Annotated in this window: 21 protein-coding genes; 15 read left to right on the top strand and 6 right to left on the bottom strand. The window is 67.7% G+C overall.

Annotated features, from left to right (window positions below; all coding sequences use genetic code 11):
* Positions 1-11 precede the first annotated feature (11 nt).
* Positions 12-2321 carry a DNA translocase FtsK gene (locus AC3WLY_RS18360; protein ID WP_034182964.1) on the bottom strand — a complete coding sequence of 770 codons (2310 nt, stop codon included), beginning with the start codon at positions 2319-2321 and terminating at the stop codon, positions 12-14.
* Between the two features lie 401 nt (positions 2322-2722).
* On the opposite strand from AC3WLY_RS18360, the gene trxB reads away from it, so the two are divergent.
* The 3 genes from trxB to AC3WLY_RS18375 all read left to right on the top strand — a co-directional run bounded on the left by trxB (position 2723) and on the right by AC3WLY_RS18375 (position 5210).
* Positions 2723-3685 carry a thioredoxin-disulfide reductase gene (trxB, locus tag AC3WLY_RS18365; protein ID WP_152855479.1) on the top strand — a complete coding sequence of 321 codons (963 nt, stop codon included), beginning with the start codon at positions 2723-2725 and terminating at the stop codon, positions 3683-3685.
* A 135-nt stretch (positions 3686-3820) separates the two neighbouring features.
* Complete coding sequence (locus AC3WLY_RS18370; protein ID WP_492309636.1) at positions 3821-4600, top strand: Smr/MutS family protein; 780 nt, start codon at positions 3821-3823, stop codon at positions 4598-4600.
* Complete coding sequence (locus tag AC3WLY_RS18375) at positions 4587-5210, top strand: trimeric intracellular cation channel family protein (protein ID WP_034182961.1); 624 nt, start codon at positions 4587-4589, stop codon at positions 5208-5210. Before AC3WLY_RS18370 ends, AC3WLY_RS18375 begins: the two co-directional genes overlap by 14 nt.
* Before the next feature lie 90 nt (positions 5211-5300).
* Here the strand turns inward: AC3WLY_RS18375 and AC3WLY_RS18380 are convergent, their stop codons facing one another.
* From AC3WLY_RS18380 to AC3WLY_RS18395, 4 genes are all read right to left on the bottom strand, one after another.
* Positions 5301-6419 carry an ABC transporter ATP-binding protein gene (locus AC3WLY_RS18380; RefSeq protein ID WP_175962616.1) on the bottom strand — a complete coding sequence of 373 codons (1119 nt, stop codon included), beginning with the start codon at positions 6417-6419 and terminating at the stop codon, positions 5301-5303.
* A gap of 110 nt (positions 6420-6529) precedes the next feature.
* Complete coding sequence (locus tag AC3WLY_RS18385; RefSeq protein WP_072436117.1) at positions 6530-7387, bottom strand: carbohydrate ABC transporter permease; 858 nt, start codon at positions 7385-7387, stop codon at positions 6530-6532.
* Positions 7377-8315, bottom strand: a complete 939-nt coding sequence (locus tag AC3WLY_RS18390) for a carbohydrate ABC transporter permease (protein WP_034182958.1) — start codon at positions 8313-8315, stop codon at positions 7377-7379. The genes AC3WLY_RS18385 and AC3WLY_RS18390 overlap by 11 nt, the downstream gene beginning before the upstream one ends.
* 138 nt (positions 8316-8453) lie before the next feature.
* Entirely contained in the window at positions 8454-9701 is a 1248-nt protein-coding gene (locus AC3WLY_RS18395) for an ABC transporter substrate-binding protein (RefSeq protein ID WP_492309637.1), read from the bottom strand.
* Between the two features lie 432 nt (positions 9702-10133).
* On the opposite strand from AC3WLY_RS18395, the gene zwf reads away from it, so the two are divergent.
* The 3 genes from zwf (at position 10134) to AC3WLY_RS18410 (ending at position 14278) form a co-directional block, all read left to right on the top strand.
* Positions 10134-11603, top strand: coding sequence for a glucose-6-phosphate dehydrogenase (zwf, locus tag AC3WLY_RS18400; protein WP_111017632.1), 1470 nt, complete (start codon positions 10134-10136; stop codon positions 11601-11603).
* A gap of 88 nt (positions 11604-11691) precedes the next feature.
* Positions 11692-12372 carry a 6-phosphogluconolactonase gene (gene pgl, locus AC3WLY_RS18405; protein ID WP_492309638.1) on the top strand — a complete coding sequence of 227 codons (681 nt, stop codon included), beginning with the start codon at positions 11692-11694 and terminating at the stop codon, positions 12370-12372.
* Positions 12350-14278 (top strand): bifunctional transcriptional regulator/glucokinase, encoded by a 1929-nt coding sequence (locus AC3WLY_RS18410; RefSeq protein ID WP_072436121.1) that lies wholly within the window; start codon positions 12350-12352, stop codon positions 14276-14278. The genes pgl and AC3WLY_RS18410 overlap by 23 nt, the downstream gene beginning before the upstream one ends.
* A 101-nt stretch (positions 14279-14379) precedes the next feature.
* On the opposite strand, the gene AC3WLY_RS18415 is transcribed toward AC3WLY_RS18410, so the two are convergent.
* A complete protein-coding gene (locus AC3WLY_RS18415) occupies positions 14380-15597 on the bottom strand; it encodes a Bcr/CflA family multidrug efflux MFS transporter (protein WP_111017635.1) in 1218 nt (405 codons plus the stop codon).
* 269 nt (positions 15598-15866) lie between these two features.
* Here AC3WLY_RS18415 and AC3WLY_RS18420 point away from each other — a divergent pair, with 269 nt between their 5' ends.
* The 9 genes from AC3WLY_RS18420 to AC3WLY_RS18460 all read left to right on the top strand — a co-directional run bounded on the left by AC3WLY_RS18420 (position 15867) and on the right by AC3WLY_RS18460 (position 24075).
* The gene (locus tag AC3WLY_RS18420) at positions 15867-16319 is read left to right on the top strand and encodes a hypothetical protein (protein ID WP_072436123.1); all 453 of its coding nucleotides are present in this window, start codon (positions 15867-15869) and stop codon (positions 16317-16319) included.
* A 173-nt stretch (positions 16320-16492) separates the two neighbouring features.
* On the top strand, positions 16493-17776 hold the full coding sequence (gene hemL / locus AC3WLY_RS18425) for a glutamate-1-semialdehyde 2,1-aminomutase (protein ID WP_175962611.1): 1284 nt from the start codon (positions 16493-16495) through the stop codon (positions 17774-17776).
* Between the two features lie 15 nt (positions 17777-17791).
* Positions 17792-18913 (top strand): bifunctional diaminohydroxyphosphoribosylaminopyrimidine deaminase/5-amino-6-(5-phosphoribosylamino)uracil reductase RibD, encoded by a 1122-nt coding sequence (gene ribD, locus AC3WLY_RS18430; RefSeq protein ID WP_425131257.1) that lies wholly within the window; start codon positions 17792-17794, stop codon positions 18911-18913.
* A 14-nt stretch (positions 18914-18927) separates the two neighbouring features.
* The gene (locus AC3WLY_RS18435; protein ID WP_492309639.1) at positions 18928-19557 is read left to right on the top strand and encodes a riboflavin synthase; all 630 of its coding nucleotides are present in this window, start codon (positions 18928-18930) and stop codon (positions 19555-19557) included.
* A gap of 446 nt (positions 19558-20003) precedes the next feature.
* On the top strand, positions 20004-20522 hold the full coding sequence (locus AC3WLY_RS18440) for a DUF1993 domain-containing protein (RefSeq protein WP_072436127.1): 519 nt from the start codon (positions 20004-20006) through the stop codon (positions 20520-20522).
* A 140-nt stretch (positions 20523-20662) separates the two neighbouring features.
* Positions 20663-21805, top strand: coding sequence for a bifunctional 3,4-dihydroxy-2-butanone-4-phosphate synthase/GTP cyclohydrolase II (gene ribBA / locus AC3WLY_RS18445; RefSeq protein ID WP_034182948.1), 1143 nt, complete (start codon positions 20663-20665; stop codon positions 21803-21805).
* 53 nt (positions 21806-21858) lie between these two features.
* Positions 21859-22377, top strand: a complete 519-nt coding sequence (gene ribH, locus AC3WLY_RS18450) for a 6,7-dimethyl-8-ribityllumazine synthase (RefSeq protein WP_226195572.1) — start codon at positions 21859-21861, stop codon at positions 22375-22377.
* Positions 22374-22811 carry a transcription antitermination factor NusB gene (gene nusB / locus AC3WLY_RS18455; RefSeq protein WP_072436128.1) on the top strand — a complete coding sequence of 146 codons (438 nt, stop codon included), beginning with the start codon at positions 22374-22376 and terminating at the stop codon, positions 22809-22811. The genes ribH and nusB overlap by 4 nt, the downstream gene beginning before the upstream one ends.
* A gap of 67 nt (positions 22812-22878) precedes the next feature.
* Positions 22879-24075, top strand: a complete 1197-nt coding sequence (locus tag AC3WLY_RS18460) for a pyridoxal phosphate-dependent aminotransferase (protein WP_175962607.1) — start codon at positions 22879-22881, stop codon at positions 24073-24075.
* Positions 24076-24093: the final 18 nt, after the last annotated feature.

Raw genomic sequence — 24093 nt, forward strand, 5'->3', positions numbered from 1 at the left:
GCGCCGCGGACTCATTCCGCGTCGCGCGCCGGCACAAGAATTTCGCGGTTGCCGCTCGACGACATCGCCGATACAAGCCCCGACTGCTCCATCTGCTCGAGCAGCCGTGCCGCGCGGTTATAACCGATCCGCAGGTGACGCTGCACGAGCGAGATCGACGCGCGGCGGTTCTTGATGACGATCTCGACCGCCTGGTCGTACAGCGGATCAGACTCGCCGCCGCCTTCGCCGGTTCCCGCGCCGGCCGAGCCCTCGTCGCCGTCGGCGGTGCCGCCTTCGAGCAGGCCCTCGACGTAGTTCGGCTCGCCCTGCTCCTTGAGCTTCTCGACGACGCGATGCACTTCGTCGTCGCCGACGAACGCGCCGTGCACGCGCACGGGCAGTCCGCTGCCCGGCGGCAGGTACAGCATGTCGCCCATCCCGAGCAGCGATTCGGCGCCCATCTGATCGAGGATCGTGCGCGAGTCGATCTTCGACGACACCTGGAACGCGATTCGCGTCGGCACGTTCGCCTTGATCAGGCCCGTGATCACGTCGACCGACGGACGCTGCGTCGCGAGGATCAGATGAATGCCGGCCGCGCGCGCCTTCTGCGCGATCCGCGCGATCAGCTCCTCGACCTTCTTGCCGACGACCATCATCAGGTCGGCCAGCTCGTCGATCACGACGACGATGTTCGGCAGGCGACCGAGCGGCTCGGGATCTTCCGGCGTCAGGCTGAACGGGTTCGGCAGCTTCTCCTCGCGCTTCGCCGCGTCGTCGATCTTGTTGTTGTAGCCCGCGAGGTTGCGCACGCCGAGCTTGCTCATCAGCTTGTAGCGCCGCTCCATCTCCGCGACCGTCCAGTTCAGCGCGTGGCCGGCCTGGCGCATGTCGGTGACGACCGGGCACAGCAGGTGCGGAATGCCTTCGTAGACGCTCATTTCGAGCATCTTCGGATCGATCAGGATCAGGCGCACCTGCTCGGCGGTCGCCTTGTACAGCAGCGACAGGATCATCGCGTTGATCCCGACCGACTTGCCCGAGCCGGTCGTGCCGGCGACGAGCAGGTGCGGCATCTTCGCGAGATCCGCGCACACGGGCTTGCCGCCGATGTCCTTGCCGAGGCTCAGCGTCAGCGCCGACGATGCGGCCGCATACACCTCGGAGCCGATGATCTCGGACAGGTGCACGGTCTGGCGGCGCTGGTTCGGCAGTTCGAGCGCCATGTAGTTCTTGCCGGGGATCGTCTCGACGACGCGGATCGACACGAGCGACAGCGAGCGCGCGAGATCCTTCGCGAGGTTGACGATCTGGCTGCCCTTCACGCCGGTGGCCGGCTCGATCTCGTAGCGCGTGACGACCGGGCCCGGATACGCGGCAACCACGCTCGCCTCGACGCCGAAATCCTTCAGCTTCTTCTCGATCAGGCGCGACGTGAATTCGAGCGTATCGGCCGAAATCGCTTCCTGCGTCTTCGGCGCGGGATCGAGCAGCGACACCGGCGGCAGCGTCGAATCGCCCGGCAGGTCGGTGAACAGCGGCACCTGGCGCTCGCGCTCGACGCGCTCGGACTTCGCCGGCGTGACGACCGGCGGCACGATCGTCACGGGCTCGTGATCCTCGATGCGCACGCGCTCCTCTTCGACCTTGCCTTCGCGACGCACGGCCGCGGCCTCGCCGAGCTTGCGGTCGCGCTCGGCCTCGCGGCGCAGCTTCGCGACGTTGACCGCGGACAGAATCGCGCCGCCGACGCGCTCGGCAACCGACAGCCACGAGAAGCGGAAATACAGCGACAGGCCGATCGCGAGCGCGATCAGCAGCAGCAGCGTGCCGCCCGTGAAACCGAACGCATGCGACATCGCACCGGCGACGGCCTCGCCGACGACGCCGCCCGGCGCACGCGGCAACTGCACCTTCAGCGACCACATGCGCAGCGCCTCGATGCCGTCGCACGCCAGCACGACGAGCACGAACGCGAAGATCTCGGTGAGCCAGCCGATCGGCCGCTCGGGTTCGTCGGGAATCGCCTCGTGGCGCGTGATGCGGCGGTAGTTGACGGCGATGCGCCGCCCGAGCGGCACGATCAGCCAGTAGGCCGACAGGCCGAACAGCAGCAGGATGATGTCGGCCGTCCACGCGCCGACGCGGCCGGCCCAGTTCGAGATGTGGTCCACCTGCGCGGCGTGCGTCCAGCTCGGATCGCGCCGGCTGTAGCTCAGCAGGGCCATCACCAGAAATGCGCAGAGCGCGACCTGGAGAATCCAGCGGATCTCCGTGAGGAGCTTCGACATCCGGTGCGGCAACGCCTGTGCCTGGGCGGAATAAGGAGCTTTTGCCATGAATCCGTATAAAGAGGACGGGCCGTGCGCCCGCCTGTCGTTCGATCGCGCTTATTGTAAACGCTGCACCGGGCCGCCAAGTGTAAATGACGGTTACATAACGGGGACGGGGTGCCGAACCGGGCGCCGCCGGCGAGCGCAAGCCGGCCGGACGGCCGCGCCCTTGACCGAGCCTGCGACAGCGCACCGCCGCATGCCGGACGGCCGCCCGGCCTCCCGCACCGGCGCGGGAGGCTCGCCGCGAAACGCTATCGCCACGATTGAAACTCTCGTTCGGCAACGCAGCAACGGGGCCTTTATAATGCGCGACTGATACCCATCTATGACGGCATCCCGGTCAACCCCCGGATCGTACGGCGAGCCCTATCCTGGCCGCCGCGCCGCCTTTTACGGATTCGCACATGTCCACGCCCAAACACGCCAAAGTCCTGATTCTCGGTTCCGGCCCCGCCGGCTACACCGCCGCCGTCTACGCGGCACGCGCCAACCTGTCCCCGGTGCTGATCACCGGCATCGCGCAAGGCGGCCAGCTGATGACCACGACCGATGTCGAAAACTGGCCGGCAGATGCGAAAGGCGTGCAGGGTCCGGAGCTGATGGCGCGCTTCCTCGAGCACGCCGAGCGCTTCAACACCGAAATCGTCTTCGACCACATCCACACCGCGAAGCTGCACGAGCAGCCGATCCGCCTGATCGGCGACTCGGGCGAATACACGTGCGACTCGCTGATCATCGCGACCGGCGCGTCCGCGCAATACCTCGGCCTGCCGTCCGAGGAAGCGTTCATGGGCAAGGGCGTGTCGGCCTGCGCGACCTGCGACGGCTTCTTCTATCGCGGCCAGGAAGTCGCGGTGATCGGCGGCGGCAACACGGCCGTCGAGGAAGCGCTCTACCTGACGGGCATCGCGAAGAAGGTCACGGTGATCCACCGCCGCGACAAGTTCCGCGCGGAGCCGATCCTGATCGACCGCCTGCTGGAGAAGGAAAAGGAAGGCGTCGTCGACATCAAGTGGGATCACGTGCTCGACGAGGTGACGGGCGCGGATTCGGGCGTCACGGGCCTGCGCATCAAGAACGTGAAGACCGGCGCGAAGGAAGACCTGAACGTGCAGGGCGTGTTCGTCGCGATCGGCCACAAGCCGAACACCGACCTGTTCCAGGGCCAGCTCGAGATGAAGGACGGCTACATCCTGACGAAGAGCGGCCTACACGGCAACGCCACCTCGACGAGCGTGCCGGGCGTGTTCGCCGCGGGCGACGTGCAGGACAACGTGTACCGCCAGGCGATCACGAGCGCGGGCACGGGCTGCATGGCCGCGCTCGACGCGCAGCGCTACCTCGAAAGCCTGCACGACAAGAAGTAAGCCGCAAGCCCTACCGCGCCGGGCGCTACAATGGCGTCCGCTGCCGCGAAGCGGGCCCGACCGGAAAGCCGCTGCCGCCGCGCAGCGGCTTTTTTTTGCCCGCGCGCCCGAACGCGCCTGCCCTGCTATCGAATCATGGCGAAGAACCAGCCCCATCCGAGCGATCCCGCGAAGCAGCAGATCGCCGCCCGTCCCGCGAACCCCGCGCCGGCCGCCGCGCCGCCCGCGCCCGATCCGGCCGCGTTGCGCGGCCAGGGCCTCGCCGGCCTCGGCGCGCTGCGCAAGTCGCTGCAAGGCGAAGCCGATCGCCGCGAACGCGAGCGCATCGAAACCGCGAAGGCCGAGCGCAAGGCGGAAGCCGACGCGAACCTGTTCCGCAACGAAATTGGCGCGATCCGGCCGCTGAACGCGCCGCCGCGCGCGGCGGCCGGCCGCATGCCGCCCGACCCGGTGCCGAAGCAGACGCAGCGCGACGAGGAAGCCGTGCTGAACGCGACGCTGTCCGACGAATTCGATCCCGAAACGCTGCTCGACAGCGACGACTCGCTGTATTACCACCGCCCCGGCATCAGCCGCGACGTGGTGCGCAAGCTGAGGAGCGGCGCGTGGATCGTGCAGGCGCAGCTCGACCTGCACGGGATGCGCCGCGACGAGGCGCGCGACGCGCTTGCCGAATTCATCCGCGAAGCCGGCAAGAAGGGACTGCGGTGTCTGCGCGTGATCCACGGCAAGGGGCTCGGCTCGATCGGCAAGGAACCCGTGCTGAAGGGCAAGGTGCGCGCGTGGCTCGTACAGAAGGAAGAAGTGATCGCGTTCTGCGAGGCGCGCGGCAACGATGGCGGTGCGGGCGCGGTGCTCGTGCTGCTGCAGCCGCTCGCGGCGCCCGCCGACCGGGGGCCGCGTGCCGCATCCTAGGCTGACGCTCGCGATCGCCGTACTGGAGGCGATCGCCACGCTGGCGTTTGCGATTTCGGGTTTCATCGAGGCGCGCAAGAACCGCCTCGACTCGGTCGGCACGTTCGTCGTCGCGCTCGCCACCGCGTTCGGCGGCGGCACGCTGCGCGACATCCTGCTCGAGCGCCGGCCGTTCTACTGGGTCGTGCACGACGACTACGTGATCGCGATCTTCGTGCTCGCGCTGTTCGCGCCGTTCGTGCTGCGGATGCTGTCGCGGCTGTCGGCCGAGCGGCTGCTGCTGGTCGCCGACGCGATCGGGCTCGGCATCTTCAGCATCTCGGGCACGTCGATCGCGCTCGACGCCGAAATGCCGCGCTTCATCGCGGTGATGATGGGCGTGATCACCGGCGTGGTCGGCGGGATCATCCGCGACGTGCTGTGCAACGACATCCCGCTGATCCTGCGCGATTCGCGGCCTTACGCGACCTGCGCATTCGTCGGCTGCTGGTTCTACCTGCTGCTCGTGTGGCTGCAGTTCGATTCGGTGTACAGCGTGCTGCTCGCGACCGGCTTCATCCTCGCCGCGCGGCTGGCGACGTTCAAATTCGACGTGCGGCTGCCGCACTGACTGCCGCCGCAACGCCAACTTCAGCGCCAAAACAAAAGGGGCCGCTCATTCGAGACGGCCCCTTCTGCTTCATTCAGCGCGAACGCCGCATCACGCGATCCGTTCTTCCGATGCCGGATCGAACAGCACGGCCTTCGACACGTCGAACAGCAGCGACTGCGTCTGCCCCGGCTGCGGGTTCGCGGCCGGATGCACGCGGCTCACGATGCGCTTGCCGTTCACCTGCGCGAACACGTGCGTATCCGGCCCGGTCGGCTCGGTCACGTCGACGCGCACGTCGATCGGCTGCAGGCTCGACGCCTCGCCGTTGTGCGCGTTGCGCGCGTCGGTGATGCGCTCCGGACGCAGGCCGAGGATCACCTCGCGGCCGACGTGGCCGTTCATCCGCTTCGCGTCGAACGGCAGCTTCAGCGCGCTGCGCGCGAGGCCCGTGTCGATCTCGAGCGCGATCCCGCTGCCCTGCTCGACCAGCTTGCCGTTGATGAAGTTCATCGGCGGCGCGCCGATGAAGCCGGCGACGAACAGGTTCGACGGCGAGTCGTAGATCTCCTGCGGCGCGCCGAACTGCTGGACCACGCCGTCCTTCATCACCGCGATCCGGTCGCCGAGCGTCATCGCCTCGATCTGGTCGTGCGTCACGTAGACGATCGTCGTGCCGAGGCGCTGGTGCAGCAGCTTGATTTCCGCGCGCATCTCGATGCGCAGCTTCGCGTCGAGGTTCGACAGCGGCTCGTCGAACAGGAACAGCGACGGATCGCGCGCGAGCGCGCGGCCCATCGCGACGCGCTGGCGCTGGCCGCCCGACAGCTGGCCCGGCTTGCGGTCGAGCAGGTGCTGGATCTGCAGCATCTGCGACACGCGGTCGACGATCTGCTGCTGTTCGTTCTTCGGCACCTTGCGGATGTTCAGGCCGAACGAGATGTTCTCGCGCACCGTCATCGACGGATACAGCGCGTACGACTGGAACACCATCGCGATGTCGCGATCCTTCGGCGACAGATTGTTGACGACCTTGCCGTCGATGCAGATCTCGCCGCTCGTCACGGTCTCGAGCCCCGCGATCATGTTGAGCAGCGTCGATTTCCCGCAGCCCGAACCGCCAACCAGGATCAGGAACTGTCCGTCCTCGATCTCGATGTCGACACCCTTCAGGACCGGCACCCCGTTCGGGTAGGTCTTGTACACGTCACGGATGGAAAGGCTTGCCATGCTGTGAATCCTCTGTCTCGTCTCGCGCGGCGCTACGGCGCCGCGTCGGGTTCGTTTCGATGCGCCGCGCGACGTGCGCGGCCGGTTCGTCGTATCGGATAAGGCCGCGCCTACCCCTTCACCGCGCCCGCCGTCAGCCCGCGCACGAAGTAGCGGCCGGCGACGATGTAGACGAGCAGCGTCGGCAGCGCGGCGATGATCGCGCCGGCCATGTCGACGTTGTACTCCTTCACGCCCGTCGACGTGTTGACGAGGTTGTTCAGCGCCACCGTGATCGGCATCGAATCGACGCCGGAGAACACGATCCCGAACAGGAAGTCGTTCCAGATCTGCGTGAACTGCCAGATCAGGCACACCATGAAGATCGGCAGCGACACGGGCAGCAGGATCTTCGTGAAGATCGTGAAGAAGCCCGCGCCGTCGATGCGCGCGGCCTTCACGAGCTCGGACGGCACGCTCACGTAGAAGTTGCGGAAGAACATCGTCGTGAACGCGATCCCGTACACGACGTGCACGAACACGAGGCCGGGAATCGTATTGGCGAGGCCGAGCATCCCCTGCAGGCGCGCCATCGGCAGCAGGATCACCTGGAACGGGATGAAGCAGCCGACCAGCATCATCGTGAACAGCGCGTCCGCGCCGCGAAAGCGCCAGTGCGTGAGCACGTAGCCGTTGAACGCGCCGATCAGCGACGAGATCAGCACGGCCGGGATCACCATCTGCAGCGAATTCAGGAAGAACGGCTTCATCCCGTCGCAGCGCACGCCGGTACACGCGCCGCTCCACGCCTTCACCCACGGCTCGACGGTCCAGCTGGTGGGCGGCGTCAGCAGGTTGCCGGTGCGCAGCTGGTCGAGGTCCTTGAACGACGTCGACAACATCACGTAGATCGGGAACAGGAAATACAGCGCGAACAGGATCAGCGCCGCGTAGATCACTGCCCGGCTGATCGTCATCTTAGGCTGCATTGCGGGTGCTCCTCGATTCCATATACATCAGCGGCACCAGCACCGCGACCACGGTCGCGAGCATCATCACCGACGACGCCGCGCCGAGCCCGAGCTGGCCGCGGTTGAACGAAAACGTATACATGAACATCGCCGGCAGCGACGACGACGTGCCCGGGCCGCCCGCCGTCAGCGCGACGACGAGGTCGAAGGTCTTGATCGTGATGTGGCAGAGGATCAGCAGCACCGAGAAGAACACCGGGCGCATGCTCGGGATCACGATCTTGCGGTAGATGGTCGGCAGCGTCGCGCCGTCGACCTGCGCGGCCTTGAAGATCTCGGCGTCGACACCGCGCAGCCCTGCCAGGAACAGCGCCATCACGAAGCCGGTCGACTGCCACACGGCCGCGACCACCACGCAGAAGATCGCCTTGTCCGGATCGTCGAGCCAGCCGAACGAGAAACTCGTCCAGCCCCAGTCGTGCATCACCTTCTCGAGGCCGAGGCCCGGGTTCAGGATCCACTGCCACGCGGTGCCGGTGACGATGAACGACAGCGCCATCGGGTACAGGAAGATCGCGCGCAGCGCGCCTTCGTTGCGGATCCGCTGGTCGAGCAGGATCGCGAGGAACAGCCCGAGCGCGACGCAGATCGCGATGAACGGAATCCCGAACCAGCCGAGGTTCGCGGCGGAGGTCCACCACACGTCGTTCTGGAACAGGTCCGAGTAACGGCCGAAGCCGTCGAATTCGTAGTTCGGCAACAGTCGCGAGTTGGTCAGCGACAGATAGCCGGTAATCAGGATGAAGCCGTAGATGAACACCACGGCGATCGCGACGCTCGGCGCGAGCACGAGCTTCGGAATCCAGCGATCGGCGAGGGCCGACATCGGCGACGTACGCCGTGCATCGGCACCGCCGGATCCGTTTCCGCTAAGAGGGGCAGCCACTTGATTCGACTCCTGGAACGAGGGCGACGCAGGCCGGGCCGGCGCCGGGTACGGCACGGGCCCGCGGGCGAGCCCGTTTGCTGCACTTGCAAAAACGCCCGGCCGATGAAGCGTGTCCGGCCGGGCGCCTGTCGTGCGTTACTTGACCTTCGCGGCCTTCGCGAGCGCGGCGACCGCGCTCTTCGAATCCTGCTGCGAGTTCATGAATTTCGTCACGACGTCCGTGATCGCGCCGGCGGTCGCATCGCCCTGCGCCATCCCGTGCGCGAGCGACGGCACGAAGCCGCCCGACTTGATCGCGGTCTGCTCGTCGGCATACGACTTCTTCGCGCAGTCGTCGAACTTGTCCATCTTCACGCCGAGGCGCACCGGCACCGAGCCCTTCAGCAGGCTGAACTGCTCCTGGAAGTCCGGCGTCATGATCGTCTTCGCGAGCGCGATCTGGCCCGCCGTCGCGGCCTTGTCGCCCTTCTGCTGGAAGAACACGAACGAATCGACGTTGAACGTATACGAATTCGCGGTGCCCGGCACCGCCGCGCAGATGTAGTCCTTGCCCGCCTTCTTGCCGGCGTTCTCGAACTCGCCCTTCGCCCAGTCGCCCATGAACTGCATGCCGGCCTTGCCGTTGATGACCATCGCGGTCGCGAGGTTCCAGTCGCGGCCGTTACGGCCGGTATCGAAGTAGCCCTGGATCTTGCGCACCGTGTCGAACACGGACAGCATCTGCGCCGACGTCAGCGTCGCCTGGTCGAGATCGACCAGCGCCTTCTTGTAGAACGCCGGGCCCTGCGACAGCACGACGTCTTCCCACAGGGTCAGGTCCTGCCACGGCTGGCCGCCCATCGCGACCGGCTGGATGCCCGCGGCCTTCAGCTTGTCGGCCACCGCGAAGAATTCAGGCCAGGTGGTCGGCACCTTCGCGCCGATCTTGTCGAGCGCGGCCTTGTTGATGTACAGCCAGTTCACGCGGTGCACCGAGAACGGCGCGGCGACGGTGTGGCCCTTGTACTTGATGATCTTGTCGATTTCCGGCGGCAGGTTCTGCTTCCAGTCGCCGGCGGCGGAATCGATGTTGACGAGCACGCCCTGATCGGCCCAGTCCTGGATCAGCGGGCCCTTGATCTGCGCGGCCGACGGTGCGTCGCCGCTGATCACCTTGGTCTTCAGCGCGGTCATCGCCGCGGCACCGGCGCCGCCCGCGACCGCGAAGTCCTTCCACACGTAGCCCTGCTTCTGCAGGTCGTCCTTCAGCACGCCGACGGCCTTCGACTCGCCGCCCGAGGTCCACCAGTGCAGCACCGTTACGTTCTCGGCTGCCTGCGCCGCCACGGCGCCAGCCATCAGACCTGCGGCGCAGAGCGCACCCATGATCGAGCGAACTTTCATTACTTATCTCCTCCAGACTGAATCAACTCGTGAGGTTCCCTGACCGGGAACCGGCTTCTTGATAACGACGGGGAAATCGAGCCGCGGGACGCATGCAGCGTACGGGGCCGATGACCGGCCGGGCTCTTACAGAAAGCGTGAATCGAGATTCAACGGCGTGTCTCCTCTTTGTGTTTCTGGCCCGCCGCGATGCTGCGGCGCGAGCCCGGGGGCGACGGTGCGCTGACGATGCGCGCCGTCAATGTCCGATAACATTCGGCACAAGGCGTTCCGGAGGCGAAGCTCGCGCAGTTCATCGACCGCACTTCTTTTTTTCTTCACCCAGGTGCTACCCCTTGCGGCGGATTGTAGTTAAACTACAATTCAGTGTCAAAAATATTTTTATCGCACTACGGATTGCTTCCCAGCACCCCAAAAAACCGGCGGAGACACATGCATACCGATTCCAGCTTTACCTTCGTACTTTTCGGCGGCACCGGCGATCTGTCGATGCGCAAGATCCTGCCCGCGCTGTTCGAAGCGCATCGTGCGAACATGCTGGCGGAGAGCGGCCGGATCGTCGCCGTGGCGCGGCACGAATCGGATCAGGCGGGTTATCTCGAGTGGGTCGACACGCATGTGAAGCCGCATGCGGTCAAGGCGGCCGGCAAGGCCTTCGACGAAGCCGCGTGGAAGTCCTTTCTCCAGCGCATCGAATACGTGAAGCTCGACCTCGGCCGCGCGGAAGACTACGCCGTGCTGCGCGATGCGATCGCATCGCTGCCCGGCATCCGCGTGTTCTATCTGGCGACGGGCCCGTCGCTGTTCGTGCCGATCTGCAACGCGCTCGCGTCGGTCGGCCTGAGCGAAGGCTCGCGCATCGTGCTCGAGAAGCCGCTCGGCTACGACCTGCGCTCGTCGAATGCGATCAACGACGCGGTCGGCGAGATCTTCGCGGAAGGCCAGATCTACCGGATCGACCACTACCTCGGCAAGGAGCCGGTGCAGAACCTGCTTGCGCTGCGCTTCGGCAATGCGCTGTTCGAACCGCTGTGGCGCCGCGAATGGGTCGAGAGCATCCAGATCACGATCGCCGAGGAGCTCGGCGTCGAAGCGCGCGGCGATTTCTACGACAACACCGGCGCGCTGCGCGACATGGTGCAGAACCACCTGCTGCAGCTGCTGTCGATCGTCGCGATGGAGCCGCCGCACTCGATGGATTCCGACTCGGTGCGCGACGAGAAGCTGCGCGTGCTGCGCGCGCTGAAGCCGGTCGATCCGCGCGACATCGGCAAGGTTGCCGTGCGCGGCCAGTATCATGCGGGCGTGATCAAGGGCGCGCAGGTGCCGGCCTACGCGACCGAGCCGGGCGTGAAGCCCGACAGCCAGACCGAAACCTTCGTCGCGCTGAAGGTCGAGATCGAGAACTGGCGCTGGGCCGGCGTGCCGTTCTTCCTGCGCACCGGCAAGCGTCTCGCCGACCGCGTCGCGGAGATCGTCGTCAACTTCCGCCCGGTGCCGCATTCGGCGCTCGGACCGACCGCGCTGCGTCCCGGTTCGAACCGCCTCGTGATCCGGCTGCAGCCGAACGAGACGATCCGCCTGTACTGCCTCGCGAAGCAGCCCGGCGAAGGGATGAACCTCGCGAGCGTGCACCTCGACCTCGCGTTCGACCGGTTCTTCAAGGAAGGGCAGATGGAGGCGTACCAGCGCCTGCTGCTCGACGTGATCAACGGCCGGCTCGCGCTGTTCGTGCGGCGCGACGAACAGGAAGCCGCATGGCGCTGGGTCGAGCCGATCCTGAACGAATGGGCGCGCTCGCTGAAGCCGCCGAAGCCGTACGCGGCGGGCACGTGGGGGCCGGCCGCCGCGAGCGCGATGCTCGCGCAGCACGACACCTGCTGGCTCGAAGAAGAAAACTGATGCAAGCCGTTGCCGCGCGCGTGACTGCGTGCGGCAACGTGCCCCACGATTCGTACGATTTGAACATACAAAGCAGTCCGGAGGAGATGTGATCGAGATCCACGCTTTCGACACCCAGGAAGCGCAAAGCGAAGCGCTTGCGCGCGCCGTCGGCGATGCGCTGCGCGCCGCGCTCGCCGGCACCGCGCGCCCGACGCTCGCGGTGTCCGGCGGCACGAGCCCGCGCCCGTTCCTGCAAACGCTGTCGCATGCGGCGCTCGACTGGGCCGGCGTCGACGTGACGCTGGTCGACGACCGCTGGGTGCCGGAGGACGACGCGGCCAGCAACGCGCACCTCGTGCACGACACGCTGCTGCAGCACGCGGCGGCCCCTGCCCGCTTCCTGCCGCTCGTCGACACGCGCGCCACGCTCGACGCGCACGTCGCCGCGCTGAACGCGAACGCCGACTACCGCGTGCCGAACGTCGCGGTGCTCGGCATGGGCGAGGACGGCCACACCGCGTCGCTCTTCGCCGACGCGCCCGAATGGGACCACGCGATCGCGACGCCCGAGCGTTTCGTCGCCGTGCATCCGGGCGCCGCGCCGCATGCGCGCGTGAGCTTTTCGCTCGATGCGCTCAAGCGCGTCGACCGGCTGTTCCTGCTGATCGCGGGCCCCGCCAAGCGCGCCGTGCTCGACGCTGCGGCCGCGTCGCTGCAGAAGAACGCGATTTCCCAACTGGCCAACGACAAGGGGACCCAGCTCGATGTCTACTGGTGCGCAAACTAAGGCGGTCGTCGCGGGTCAGCATGCCGACGGCCCGCGCCTGCTCGCGGACGTCGGCGGCACCAACGCGCGCTTCGCGCTGGAAACCGGCCCGGGCGAGATCACGCAGATCCGCGTATATCCCGGCACCGACTATCCGACGATCACCGACGCGATCCGCAAGTACCTGAAGGACGTGAAGATCAGCCGCGTGAACCACGCGGCGATCGCGATCGCCAATCCGGTCGACGGCGACCAGGTCACGATGACCAACCACGACTGGAGCTTCTCGATCGAGGCGACGCGCCGTGCGCTCGGTTTCGACACGCTGCTCGTCGTCAACGATTTCACCGCGCTCGCGATGGCGCTGCCGGGCCTGACCGACGCGCAGCGCGTGCAGGTCGGCGGTGGCACGCGGCGCCAGAACAGCGTGATCGGGCTGCTCGGGCCCGGCACCGGGCTCGGCGTGTCGGGGCTGATTCCGGCCGACGACCGCTGGATCGCGCTCGGCAGCGAGGGCGGCCACGCGTCGTTCGCGCCGCAGGACGAGCGCGAGGACCTGGTGCTGCAGTACGCGCGCAAGAAGTTTCCGCACGTGTCGTTCGAGCGCGTGTGCGCGGGCCCCGGCATGGAGATCATCTATCGCGCGCTCGCCGCGCGCGACAAGAAGCGCGTCGCCGCGAGCGTCGACACGGTCGAGATCGTCGAGCGCGCACATGCGGGCGAAGCGCTCGCGCTCGAGACGGTCGAATGCTTCTGCGGGATTCTCGGCGCGTTCGCCGGCAGCGTCGCGCTGACGCTCGGCGCGCTCGGCGGCGTATACATCGGCGGCGGCGTCGCGCTGAAGCTCGGCGAACTGTTCACGCGCTCGTCGTTCCGCGCGCGCTTCGAGGCGAAGGGCCGCTTCACGCACTATCTCGAGAACATCCCGACCTACCTGATCACCGCCGAATACCCGGCGTTCCTCGGCGTGTCTGCGATCCTCGCGGAGCAGTTGTCGAACCGCTCGGGCGGTGCGTCGTCGGCCGTGTTCGAGCGGATCCGCCAGATGCGCGATGCGCTGACGCCGGCCGAGCGCCGCGTCGCCGATCTCGCGCTGAACCATCCGCGCTCGATCATCAACGATCCGATCGTCGACATCGCGCGCAAGGCCGACGTGAGCCAGCCGACCGTGATCCGCTTCTGCCGCTCGCTCGGTTGCCAGGGGCTGTCGGACTTCAAGCTGAAGCTCGCCACCGGCCTCACCGGCACGATCCCGATGAGCCACAGCCAGGTGCATCTCGGCGACACGGCCACCGACTTCGGTGCGAAGGTGCTCGACAACACGGTGTCGGCGATCCTGCAGTTGCGCGAGCACCTGAACTTCGAGCATGTCGAGAACGCGATCGAGATCCTGAACGGCGCGCGGCGCATCGAGTTCTACGGGCTCGGCAACTCGAACATCGTCGCGCAGGACGCGCACTACAAGTTCTTCCGCTTCGGGATTCCGACGATCGCGTACGGCGACCTGTACATGCAGGCCGCATCGGCCGCGCTGCTCGGCAAGGGCGATGTGATCGTCGCGGTATCGAAGTCGGGGCGCGCGCCCGAGCTGCTGCGCGTGCTCGACGTCGCGATGCAGGCCGGCGCGAAGGTGATCGCGATCACGTCGAGCAACACGCCGCTCGCGAAGCGCGCGACCGTCGCGCTCGAAACCGACCACATCGAGATGCGCGAGTCGCAGTTGTCGATGATCTCGCGGATCCTGCATCTGCTGATGATCGACATCCTCGCGGTGGGCGTCGCGATCCGCCGCGCGTCGCCGAACGGCGAACTGCCCGAGGCCGTCGCGCAGGCGAAGGCGCGCGCGAGCGACGACGAAACGGCCGACGTGCTCGACTGGCTGAGCCACGGCGCGTCGCCGGCGGCGAAGGACGTCGCGCGGGACTGATGCACGGCGCGGCGTCGGCCGCCTCCTGCACTTCAAAGAAAAACGCCACCGGCGCATCGCGCACGGTGGCGTTTTTCGTTGTGCCGCCCGGCTGCGCCGGTTCAGGCGCCCGCTTTCACCGGCCGCCCGTGCCAGCGCAGCACGAGGAAGCGTCCGGCGAAACACAGCACGCCCGTGACGCCAATCGTCACGCCCATCGCGAACGGCGTGCCGTCCGCGAGTGCGCCGATAGCAACGCTCGCGAGCGCGCCGAGCGCGAGCTGCATCGCGCCGAACACGGCGGCCGACGCGCCCGCGTTGTGCGGATAGCGATGCATGAGGTCGGTCGTGCAGTTCGCGGACAGGATCCCGACCACGCCGACGACGAAGAACAGGCACACGACGATCGACCACAGCCCGCCCCACCCGGTCAGCGCGACGAGCGCGACCGCGAGCGACGCGATGCAGCTCACGAGCGACGCGGCCGCGATGATGCGCAGCGAGCCGACGCGGCCGACGAGCCGCGTGTTCGCGAAGTTGCCGATCATGATCCCGACGACGTTCAGGCCGAACAGCAGCCCGTAGTGCTGCGGCGACACGTGGAAATACTCGATGTACACGAACGGCGTCGCGGTGATGTACGAGAACATCGACGCGAATGCCATGCCGCCGCACAGCATGTGCCCCCATGCGACGGGGTCGGACAGGATGCGCCCGTACGACGCGAACGACGCGAGCACGGCCGTGCTCTTGCGCCGCTCCTTCGGCCAGGTTTCGGGCACGCGCAGGTACGCGGTCGCCGCGCACACCGCGCCGAACACGGCCAGCACGACGAACACGCCGCGCCAGCCCGAGAAGCGCAGGATCTGGCCGCCGATCAGCGGCGCGAGCAGCGGCCCGACCGCGGTGACGATCGCGACCATCGACAGCACCTTCGCCGCGTCGCTCGGCTCGTGCGCGTCGCGCGCGATCGCGCGGGCCAGCACCGACGCGGCGCCGGCCCCGAGCGCCTGCAGGAAGCGCACGACGATCAGCATGTCGATCGAACCCGACACGAAGCAGCCGATGCTCGCGAGCGTGAACAGCGCGATGCCGCCAAGCAGCACGGGGCGGCGGCCCCACGTGTCGGACAGCGGGCCGTACAGCAGCATGCCGACCGAGAAGCCGGCCATGAAGCTCGTCAGCGTGCGCTGCGCGGCGCCGGGGCTGACGGAGAAGCCGTCGGCGATCGACGGCAGGCTCGGCAGGTACATGTCGGTGGCGATCGGCCCGCAGGCGGCGAGCGCGCCGAGCAACAGGATCAGCCGGGCATCGGGCCGGCGCCGGACGACGTGAGACATGGGTATCCGGAATGGAGCCCGCGCGCATCGGGGCGCGCGTGGCGGTGAAGACGGGAGGCCGCGCCGCGGACGGCGCGTTCAGGCCCATGATTGTACGCGCAACTTTTTTGCGTGCTGCGGGCCGCATACGGCAGCAGGCCGGAAAGCGCCTGCGCGGCGCCCGTCGCGCTGGATCGCTGGATCGCTGGATCGCTGGATCGCGCGCGGATTCGATTAAGCTTGCTGCTGCCCGCTTCTCTTGTCTGACCAATTCGACGCACGACCGAACGATGACCGCTTTCCTGCTGATCTGGAGCCCCAAGAAATGGCCATGGCCAGAACTGCCCGACGTCGCCGCGCGCGTGAAGGCCGGCGAGGCCGTGCATGACGTGTGGGGCTGCGGCTTCGCACGCGGCATCCTGCCGGGCGACCGCGTGTTCCTGCACCGCGTCGCGAAGGAGCCCAAGGGTGTGTTCGGCTCCGGCTACGTGACGCGCGCGCCGTACGAGGTGCCCGATCCGTCGACGAAGCGCGGTTACCGGCTGTGCATCGACTTCGTGTACGACTGGCTGGTCGACGCGCACCGGGACGTCGTGATCGCGCGCGACGCGCTGCGCGTCCACCCGTACTCGGTGCAGACCTGGGATGCGCAGAGCTCCGGCACGTCGATCAAGCCGATGGTCGAAGGCCCGCTCGAGAAGCGTTGGGCGGAGCTGACCGGCAAGCGCAAGCCCCCGCGATAACCGGGCCGATCGCAGGGACAAATCGGGCTCTCCTTTCCAGCCCACGTGCCGAAAGGCCGCAGACCGTCTCGCGGGCCCGCCGCGCGCGTCTCCGGTACAATCAGACGATCGTTCCGCCCAGGCGCCGCGGCCCGTGCACAGGCCCCCGCGCCCTTCTCTCGCAGGTTTCGCCCATGTCCAATAATCAGATCCTCTTCGAACGCGCCCAGAAGACCATTCCCGGCGGTGTCAACTCGCCGGTGCGCGCATTCCGTTCGGTCGGCGGCACGCCGCGTTTCGTCGCGCGCGCGCAAGGTCCGTATTTCTGGGATGCCGACGGCAAGCAGTACATCGACTACATCGGCTCGTGGGGCCCGATGATCGTCGGTCACGTCCATCCGGAAGTGCTGTCGGCCGTGCAGAACGTGCTCGCCGACGGCTTCTCGTTCGGCGCGCCGACCGAGGCCGAGATCGAGATCGCCGAGGAAATCTGCAAACTCGTGCCGTCGATCGAGCAGGTGCGGATGGTGTCGAGCGGCACCGAGGCCACGATGAGCGCACTGCGTCTCGCGCGCGGCTTCACGGGCCGCAGCCGCATCGTCAAGTTCGAGGGCTGCTACCACGGCCACGCGGACAGCCTGCTCGTGAAGGCCGGCTCCGGCCTGCTGACGTTCGGCAACCCGACGTCGGCCGGGGTGCCCGCCGACATCGCGAAGCACACGACCGTCCTCGAATACAACAACGTCGCCGCGCTCGAGGAAGCGTTCGGCGCGTTCGGCGACGAGATCGCCGCGGTGATCGTCGAGCCGGTGGCCGGCAACATGAACCTCGTGCGCGGCACGCCCGAATTCCTGAACGCGCTGCGCGCGCTGTGCACGAAGCACGGCGCCGTGCTGATCTTCGACGAGGTGATGTGCGGTTTCCGCGTCGCGCTCGGCGGCGCGCAGGCGTACTACGGGATCACGGCCGACCTCACCTGCCTCGGCAAGGTGATCGGCGGCGGGATGCCGGCCGCCGCGTTCGGCGGCCGCCGCGACATCATGGCCCACCTCGCGCCGCTCGGCGGCGTCTACCAGGCCGGCACGCTGTCGGGCAACCCGATCGCGGTCGCCGCGGGCCTGAAGACGCTGCAACTGATCCAGGCGCCCGGCTTCTACGATGCGCTCACCGCGCAGACGAAGCGTCTCGCCGACGGCCTCGCGGCCGAAGCGCGCGCGGCCGGCGTGCCGTTCGCGGCCGACTCGATCGGCGCGATGTTCGGCCTCTACTTCGCCGAGCGCGTGCCGACCAGCTTCGCGGAAGTCACGAAGAGCGATACCGGGCGCTTCAACCGCTTCTTCCACCTGATGCTCGACGAGGGCGTGTACTTCGCGCCGTCCGCATACGAAGCCGGCTTCGTGTCGAGCACGCATGACGACGCGGTGATCGACGCGACGCTCGCGGCCGCACGCCGCGCGTTCGCGGCACTTGCCGCCTGACCGGGGGCCGCGCGCATGTTCTCGGATACCGATTTCGCCCACATGGAGCGCGCGCTCGCGCTCGCCGCGCGCGGCATGTATACGACGGCGCCGAATCCGCGCGTCGGCTGCGTGATCGTCAAGGACGGCGACGTGATCGGCGAAGGCTTCACGCAGCCGGCCGGCCAGGACCACGCGGAAGTGCAGGCGCTGAAGGACGCGCGCTCGCGCGGCCACGACGTCGCGGGCTCGACCGTCTACGTGACGCTTGAGCCGTGCAGCCATTTCGGCCGCACGCCGCCGTGCGCGAACGCGCTGAGCGAAGCGCGCGTCGCGAAGGTCGTCGCCGCGATGGAAGACCCGAATCCGCAGGTGTCGGGGCGCGGCCTCGGCATGCTGCGCGACGCGGGCATCGACGTGCGCTGCGGGCTGCTCGCGCACGAAGCCGGCGAACTGAACATCGGCTTCGTGTCGCGGATGACGCGCGGCCGTCCGTGGGTGCGGATGAAGACCGCCGCGTCGCTCGACGGCCGCACCGCGCTGCCGTCCGGCGAAAGCCAATGGATCACCGGCGAGGCCGCGCGCCTCGACGGGCACGCGTGGCGTGCGCGCGCCTGCGCGATCCTCACCGGCATCGGCACCGTGCGCGAGGACAACCCGCTGCTGACCGTGCGCGGCATCGACACGCCGCGCCAGCCGCAGCGCATCCTGGTCGACAGCCGCCTCGACCTGCCGCTCGACGCGCGACTGCTCGAGGGCGCGCCGCTGCTGATCTTCTGCGGCCGGCTCGACGCGAGCGGCGAAATGCGCGCGAACGTGCTGAAGGCGCGCGGCGCGGAAATCGTGTCGCTCGCGAATGCGCACGGCAAGGTCGACCTGCCCGCGATGCTCGCGGCGCTCGGCGCGCGCGGCGTCAACGAACTGCACGTCGAGGCCGGCCACAAGCTGAACGGCTCGCTGCTGCGCGAGCAATGCGTCGACGAATTGCTCGTCTATCTCGCGCCGAGCCTGCTGGGCGCCGACGCGGCCGGCATGTTCGACCTCGCCGCGCCGGCGAGCCTCGACGCACGCACGCGACTGTCGTTCCACGGTATCGAGCGGATCGGCGACGATCTGCGGATCCTGGCGCGTATCGCGCCGCCCGACGCCGCGCACTGAACGGGACCGCCCCGATGTTTACCGGAATTGTCGCGGCCGTCGGCCGCATCGAATCGATCGATCCGCTCGGCACGTCGGCCGATGCGGGTGTGCGCCTGACCGTGCTGGCTGGCGGGCTCGATCTCGCCGATGTCGCGCTGGGCGACAGCATCGCGATCCAGGGCGCGTGCATGACGGTGATCGAAAAGACCGACGCCGCGTTCGACGTCGACGTGTCGCGCGAAAGCCTGAACCGCACGGTCGGCCTCGCCCAGCCCGGCGAAGTGAACCTCGAGAAGGCGCTGCGCGCGCACGACCGCCTCGGCGGGCACATCGTGTCGGGCCACGTCGACGGCCTCGGCACCGTGTCGCGCTTCGCGCCGGTCGGCGAGTCGCACGAGCTGCGGATCGTCGCGCCGCGCGAGCTGGGCCGCTATCTCGCGTACAAGGGGTCGATCACGGTCAACGGCGTGAGCCTGACCGTCAACACGGTCGACGATCGCGCGGACGGCTGCGAATTCTCGATCAACCTGATTCCGCATACGGTCGAGGTCACGACGCTGCGTCACCTGAAAGCCGGCGACAAGGTCAATCTCGAAGCCGACATGATTGCGCGGTATGTGGAGCGAATGCTGTCGACGTCGCAGGACGTGCATCAGGACTGATCGTCCTTTTTCGTGCTTTCTTAAGAATCGCGTCCGGCGGTTCGGCCCCGGGCCGCCCGGGTCCGCATCGCCGCCGTTTTCTGACAATCGCCGGCCGTCGGCCGCGAACCGCTACGTGTACCGGCGAGCCGCTCCATGAGCGCGTTGCCGCCTCGTCGGGCGATCCGCCTTTCAGCGCTTCACTGCCTCGTCGATAACGAGGCCACGCCCTGGCCCCATTTCAAACCGCAGCCTGCCCCGTCGGCCGGTCGATTCCGATATCTGCGGTCCATCGAGACGATTCCCGTCGCATCCGATCGTCGCCCTGCGGGCCCGATCCTCGGCCGAACGGCCAACGACGCGCACGGGTCATGCCGTCGCGCTAAGATGCGTCGACAGCGGTTTCAACGCCGCAACACACGACGCGCCGCGTACCGCGCCGCCCTCTTCCCACTGGAGTCGTTCCCATGTCCATCTCGATGTACCAGGCTTCGCTGCCCGTCCTGATCCGCGGCCTGACCAACCTGCAGCACATCCTCGGCAAGGCGCAGGCGCACGCGGCCGAGAAGCAGATCGACCCGTCGGTGTTCGTCGGCGCGCGCCTCTACCCGGACATGCTGCCGCTCGTCCGCCAGGTCTACATCGCGACCGACACGGCCAAGGGCTGCGCCGCGCGGCTCGCCGGCGCCGAGATCCCGAGCTACCCGGACGTCGAGCAGACCTTCGACGAACTGGACGCGCGCATCCAGAAGACGATCGACTACCTGAAAAGCTTCGACGCCGCGCAGATCGACGGCAGCGAGGCGCGCCAGATCGTGCTGAAGATGCGCGTCGGCCCGATCGAGTTCACCGGCCAGTCGTACCTGCTGAACTTCGTGCTGCCCAATTTCTTCTTCCACGTGACGACCGCGTACGACATCCTGCGCCACAGCGGCGTCGAGCTCGGCAAGCTCGACTACCTCGGCGGGCGCGACTTGCACGCATGACGCGCGGCGGCCCGGCCGGGCCTGCCGCGCAGGCCGGCCGCACCGCCTTCCGGAGCGCTTGCCGGCCGAGCGCAACCCGCGCCAGCCGAAACGCCGTCCGGCTGGCGTAAAATACGCACTTTCCTCTTTCTCGCCCCCTTATGACGCTCGCCTCCACGCTCGACATCATCGCCGAGCTGAAAGCCGGCCGGATGGTGATCCTGGTCGACGAAGAAGACCGCGAAAACGAGGGCGACCTCGTGATCGCCGCCGAATTCGTCACGCCGGAAGCGATCAACTTCATGGCCAGGTACGGCCGCGGCCTGGTTTGTCTGACGTTGACGCAGGAACGCTGCAAGCAGCTGCACCTGCCGCTGATGACCTACCGCAACGGCACGCAATACGGCACCGCGTTCACGGTCAGCATCGAAGCGGCCGAAGGCGTGACGACCGGCATCTCGGCCGCCGACCGCGCGCACACGATCGCCACGGCGGTCGCGCACGACGTGCGTCCCGAGCACATCGTGCAGCCGGGCCACGTGTTCCCGATCATGGCGCAGCCGGGCGGCGTACTCGTGCGCGCGGGCCACACCGAGGCCGGCTGCGACTTCACCGCGCTTGCGGGCCTCACGCCGGCCGCGGTGATCTGCGAGATCATCAAGGACGACGGCACGATGGCGCGCCTGCCCGACCTGATCGAATTCGCGAAGGAACACGGTTTGAAGATCGGCACGATCGCCGACCTGATCCACTATCGCAGCCGCACTGAATCGATCATCGAGCGGATCGCCGAGCGCACGATGCAGACCGCGCACGGCACGTTCCGCGCGGTGCTGTACCGCGACCAGCCGAGCGGTTCGCCGCACATCGCGCTGGTGCGCGGCGCGCCGTCGCCCGACGTCGATACGCCGGTGCGCGTGCACGAGCCGCTGTCGGTGCTCGACCTGCTCGAAACCGGCGTGTCGACCCACTCGTGGACGCTCGACGCCGCGATGCGCGAGATCGCGGAGCGCGACCTCGGCGTGATCGTGCTGCTCAACTGCGGCGACACGAAGGAACACCTGATCGACGTCTTCAAGGCGTTCGACGAGGAAGAAAAGGCCGCTGCGCTGAAGCGCCGGCCGGTCGATTTCAAGACGTTCGGCATCGGCGCGCAGATCCTGCGCGATGTCGGCGTCGGCAAGATGCAGGTGCTGTCGAATCCGCGCAAGCTGGGCAGCATGTCCGGCTACGGCCTCGAAGTCACGGGCTTCATTCCGATGCCCGGCGGCGAAGCCAAGTCCTGCCCGGCGTCCAACGCGTAACCCGCCACGGCGCTTTCGCCCTATAACCGTTCATCCACACCACGGACAAGATCATGGAAATCGGACAATACCAACCGAATCTCGAAGGCGACGGCCTGCGTATCGGCATCGTGCAATCGCGCTTCAACGAACCCGTGTGCAACGGTCTCGCCGACGCGTGCGTCGAAGAACTGGAGCGCCTCGGCGTCACCGGTGAAGACGTGCTGCTCGTGTCGGTGCCCGGCGCGCTGGAAATCCCGCTCGCGCTGCAGAAGCTGGCAGAAAGCGGCCAGTTCGACGCGCTGATCGCGCTCGGCGCGGTGATCCGCGGCGAGACCTACCACTTCGAACTCGTGTCGAACGAGAGCGGCGCGGGCATCACCCGCATCGGCCTCGACTTCAACCTGCCGATCGCGAACGCGGTCCTGACGACCGAAAACGACGAGCAGGCCGTCGCGCGCATGACCGAAAAGGGTCGTGACGCCGCGCGCGTCGCCGTCGAGATGGCCAACCTGACGATGGCGCTCGACCAGCTCGGCGACGATGACGAGGACGAAGAAGAGGACGAAGACGGCGAAGAGGAGCGCGCATGAAGAAGAGCGCCCGCCGACAATCGCGCGAGCTGGCGACGCAGGGCCTGTATCAGTGGCTGCTGTCGAACGCGCCCTCCGGCGAGATCGACGCGCAACTGCGCGGCGCGCTCGGTTACGACAAGGCTGACAAGGAGCTGCTCGAAGCCATCCTGCACGGCGTGATCCGCGAGCACGCGACACTCGTCGAAGCGCTGACGCCGTCGCTGGACCGCCCGATCGAGCAGTTGTCGCCGGTCGAACGCGCCGTATTGCTGATCGCGACGTTCGAGCTCACGCACCACGTCGAAACGCCGTATCGCGTGATCATCAACGAAGCGGTCGAACTCGCGAAGACGTTCGGCGGCTCCGACGGCTACAAGTACGTGAACGGCGTGCTCGACAAGCTCGCCGCGAAGCTGCGCCCCGCCGAAACGCAGGCGCGCCGCAACGGCTGATACCGTTTGTTTGTCCACGGGCGCGCAAGCGCCCGTTTTTCATTCTCTCCCCCGCCCCGCCCGACCGATGAATACCACCGCCGATTCGCTTGTCACGCTCGCCGCACGCGTCGACGCGATCCAGCCCTTCTACGTGATGGAATTGATGAAGGAGGCACAGCGGCTCGAGTCCTCCGGGCGCGATGTTATCCACATGGGCATCGGCGAACCGGATTTCACCGCGCCGGAGCCTGTCGTCGAAGCGGCCGCGGCCGCGCTGCGCCGCGGCGTCACGCAGTACACGAGCGCGCTCGGCATTGCGCCGCTGCGCGAGGCGATCGCCGCGCACTACGCGCGCGCGTATGGCCTCACGATCAGCCCCGAACGGATCGTCGTGACGGCCGGCGCGTCGGCCGCGCTGCTGCTCGCGTGCCTCGCACTCGTCGGCCGCGACGACGAGGTGCTGATGCCCGACCCGTCGTATCCGTGCAACCGGCACTTCGTCGCGGCGGCCGAAGGCCGCGCGGTGCTCGTGCCGAGCGGCCCGGACGCGCGCTTCCAGCTCACCGAGGACGACGTCCGCACACGCTGGGGCGACCGCACGCGCGGCGTGCTGCTCGCGTCGCCGTCGAACCCGACCGGCACGTCGCTCGAGCCTGACGAACTGAAGCGGATCGTCGCAGCCGTGCGCGCACGCGGCGGTTTCACGATCGTCGACGAGATCTACCAGGGGCTCAGCTACGACGCGGCGCCCGTGTCGGCGCTGTCGTTCGGCGACGACGTCGTCACCGTGAACAGCTTCTCGAAGTATTTCAGCATGACCGGCTGGCGGCTCGGCTGGCTCGTCGTGCCGCCCGCGCTGGTCAGCACGTTCGAAAAGCTTGCGCAGAACCTGTTCATCTGCCCGTCCGCACTCGCGCAGCACGCGGCACTCGCGTGCTTCGAACCGGCCACGCTCGACATCTACGAGGCGCGCCGGCTCGAATTCAAGCGCCGCCGCGATTTCATCGCACCGGCGCTCGAACGGCTCGGCTTCACGGTTCCCGTGATGCCGGACGGTGCGTTCTACGTGTATGCGCATTGCGGCGGCGTCGCCCACCCGGCAGCCGGCGACAGCGCCGCGCTCACGCAGGCGATGCTGCACGACGCCGGCGTCGTGCTGGTGCCCGGCATGGACTTCGGCGTCCACGCGCCGCGCGACTATATCCGACTGTCCTATGCGACCGCCTATACGCGGCTCGAAGAGGCGGTCGATCGGCTCGCGACGCTGTTCGGGCAGCACTGACGCCGCAGCCGGCACACC

This window comes from Burkholderia sp. FW306-1C-G01B (assembly GCF_058781685.1).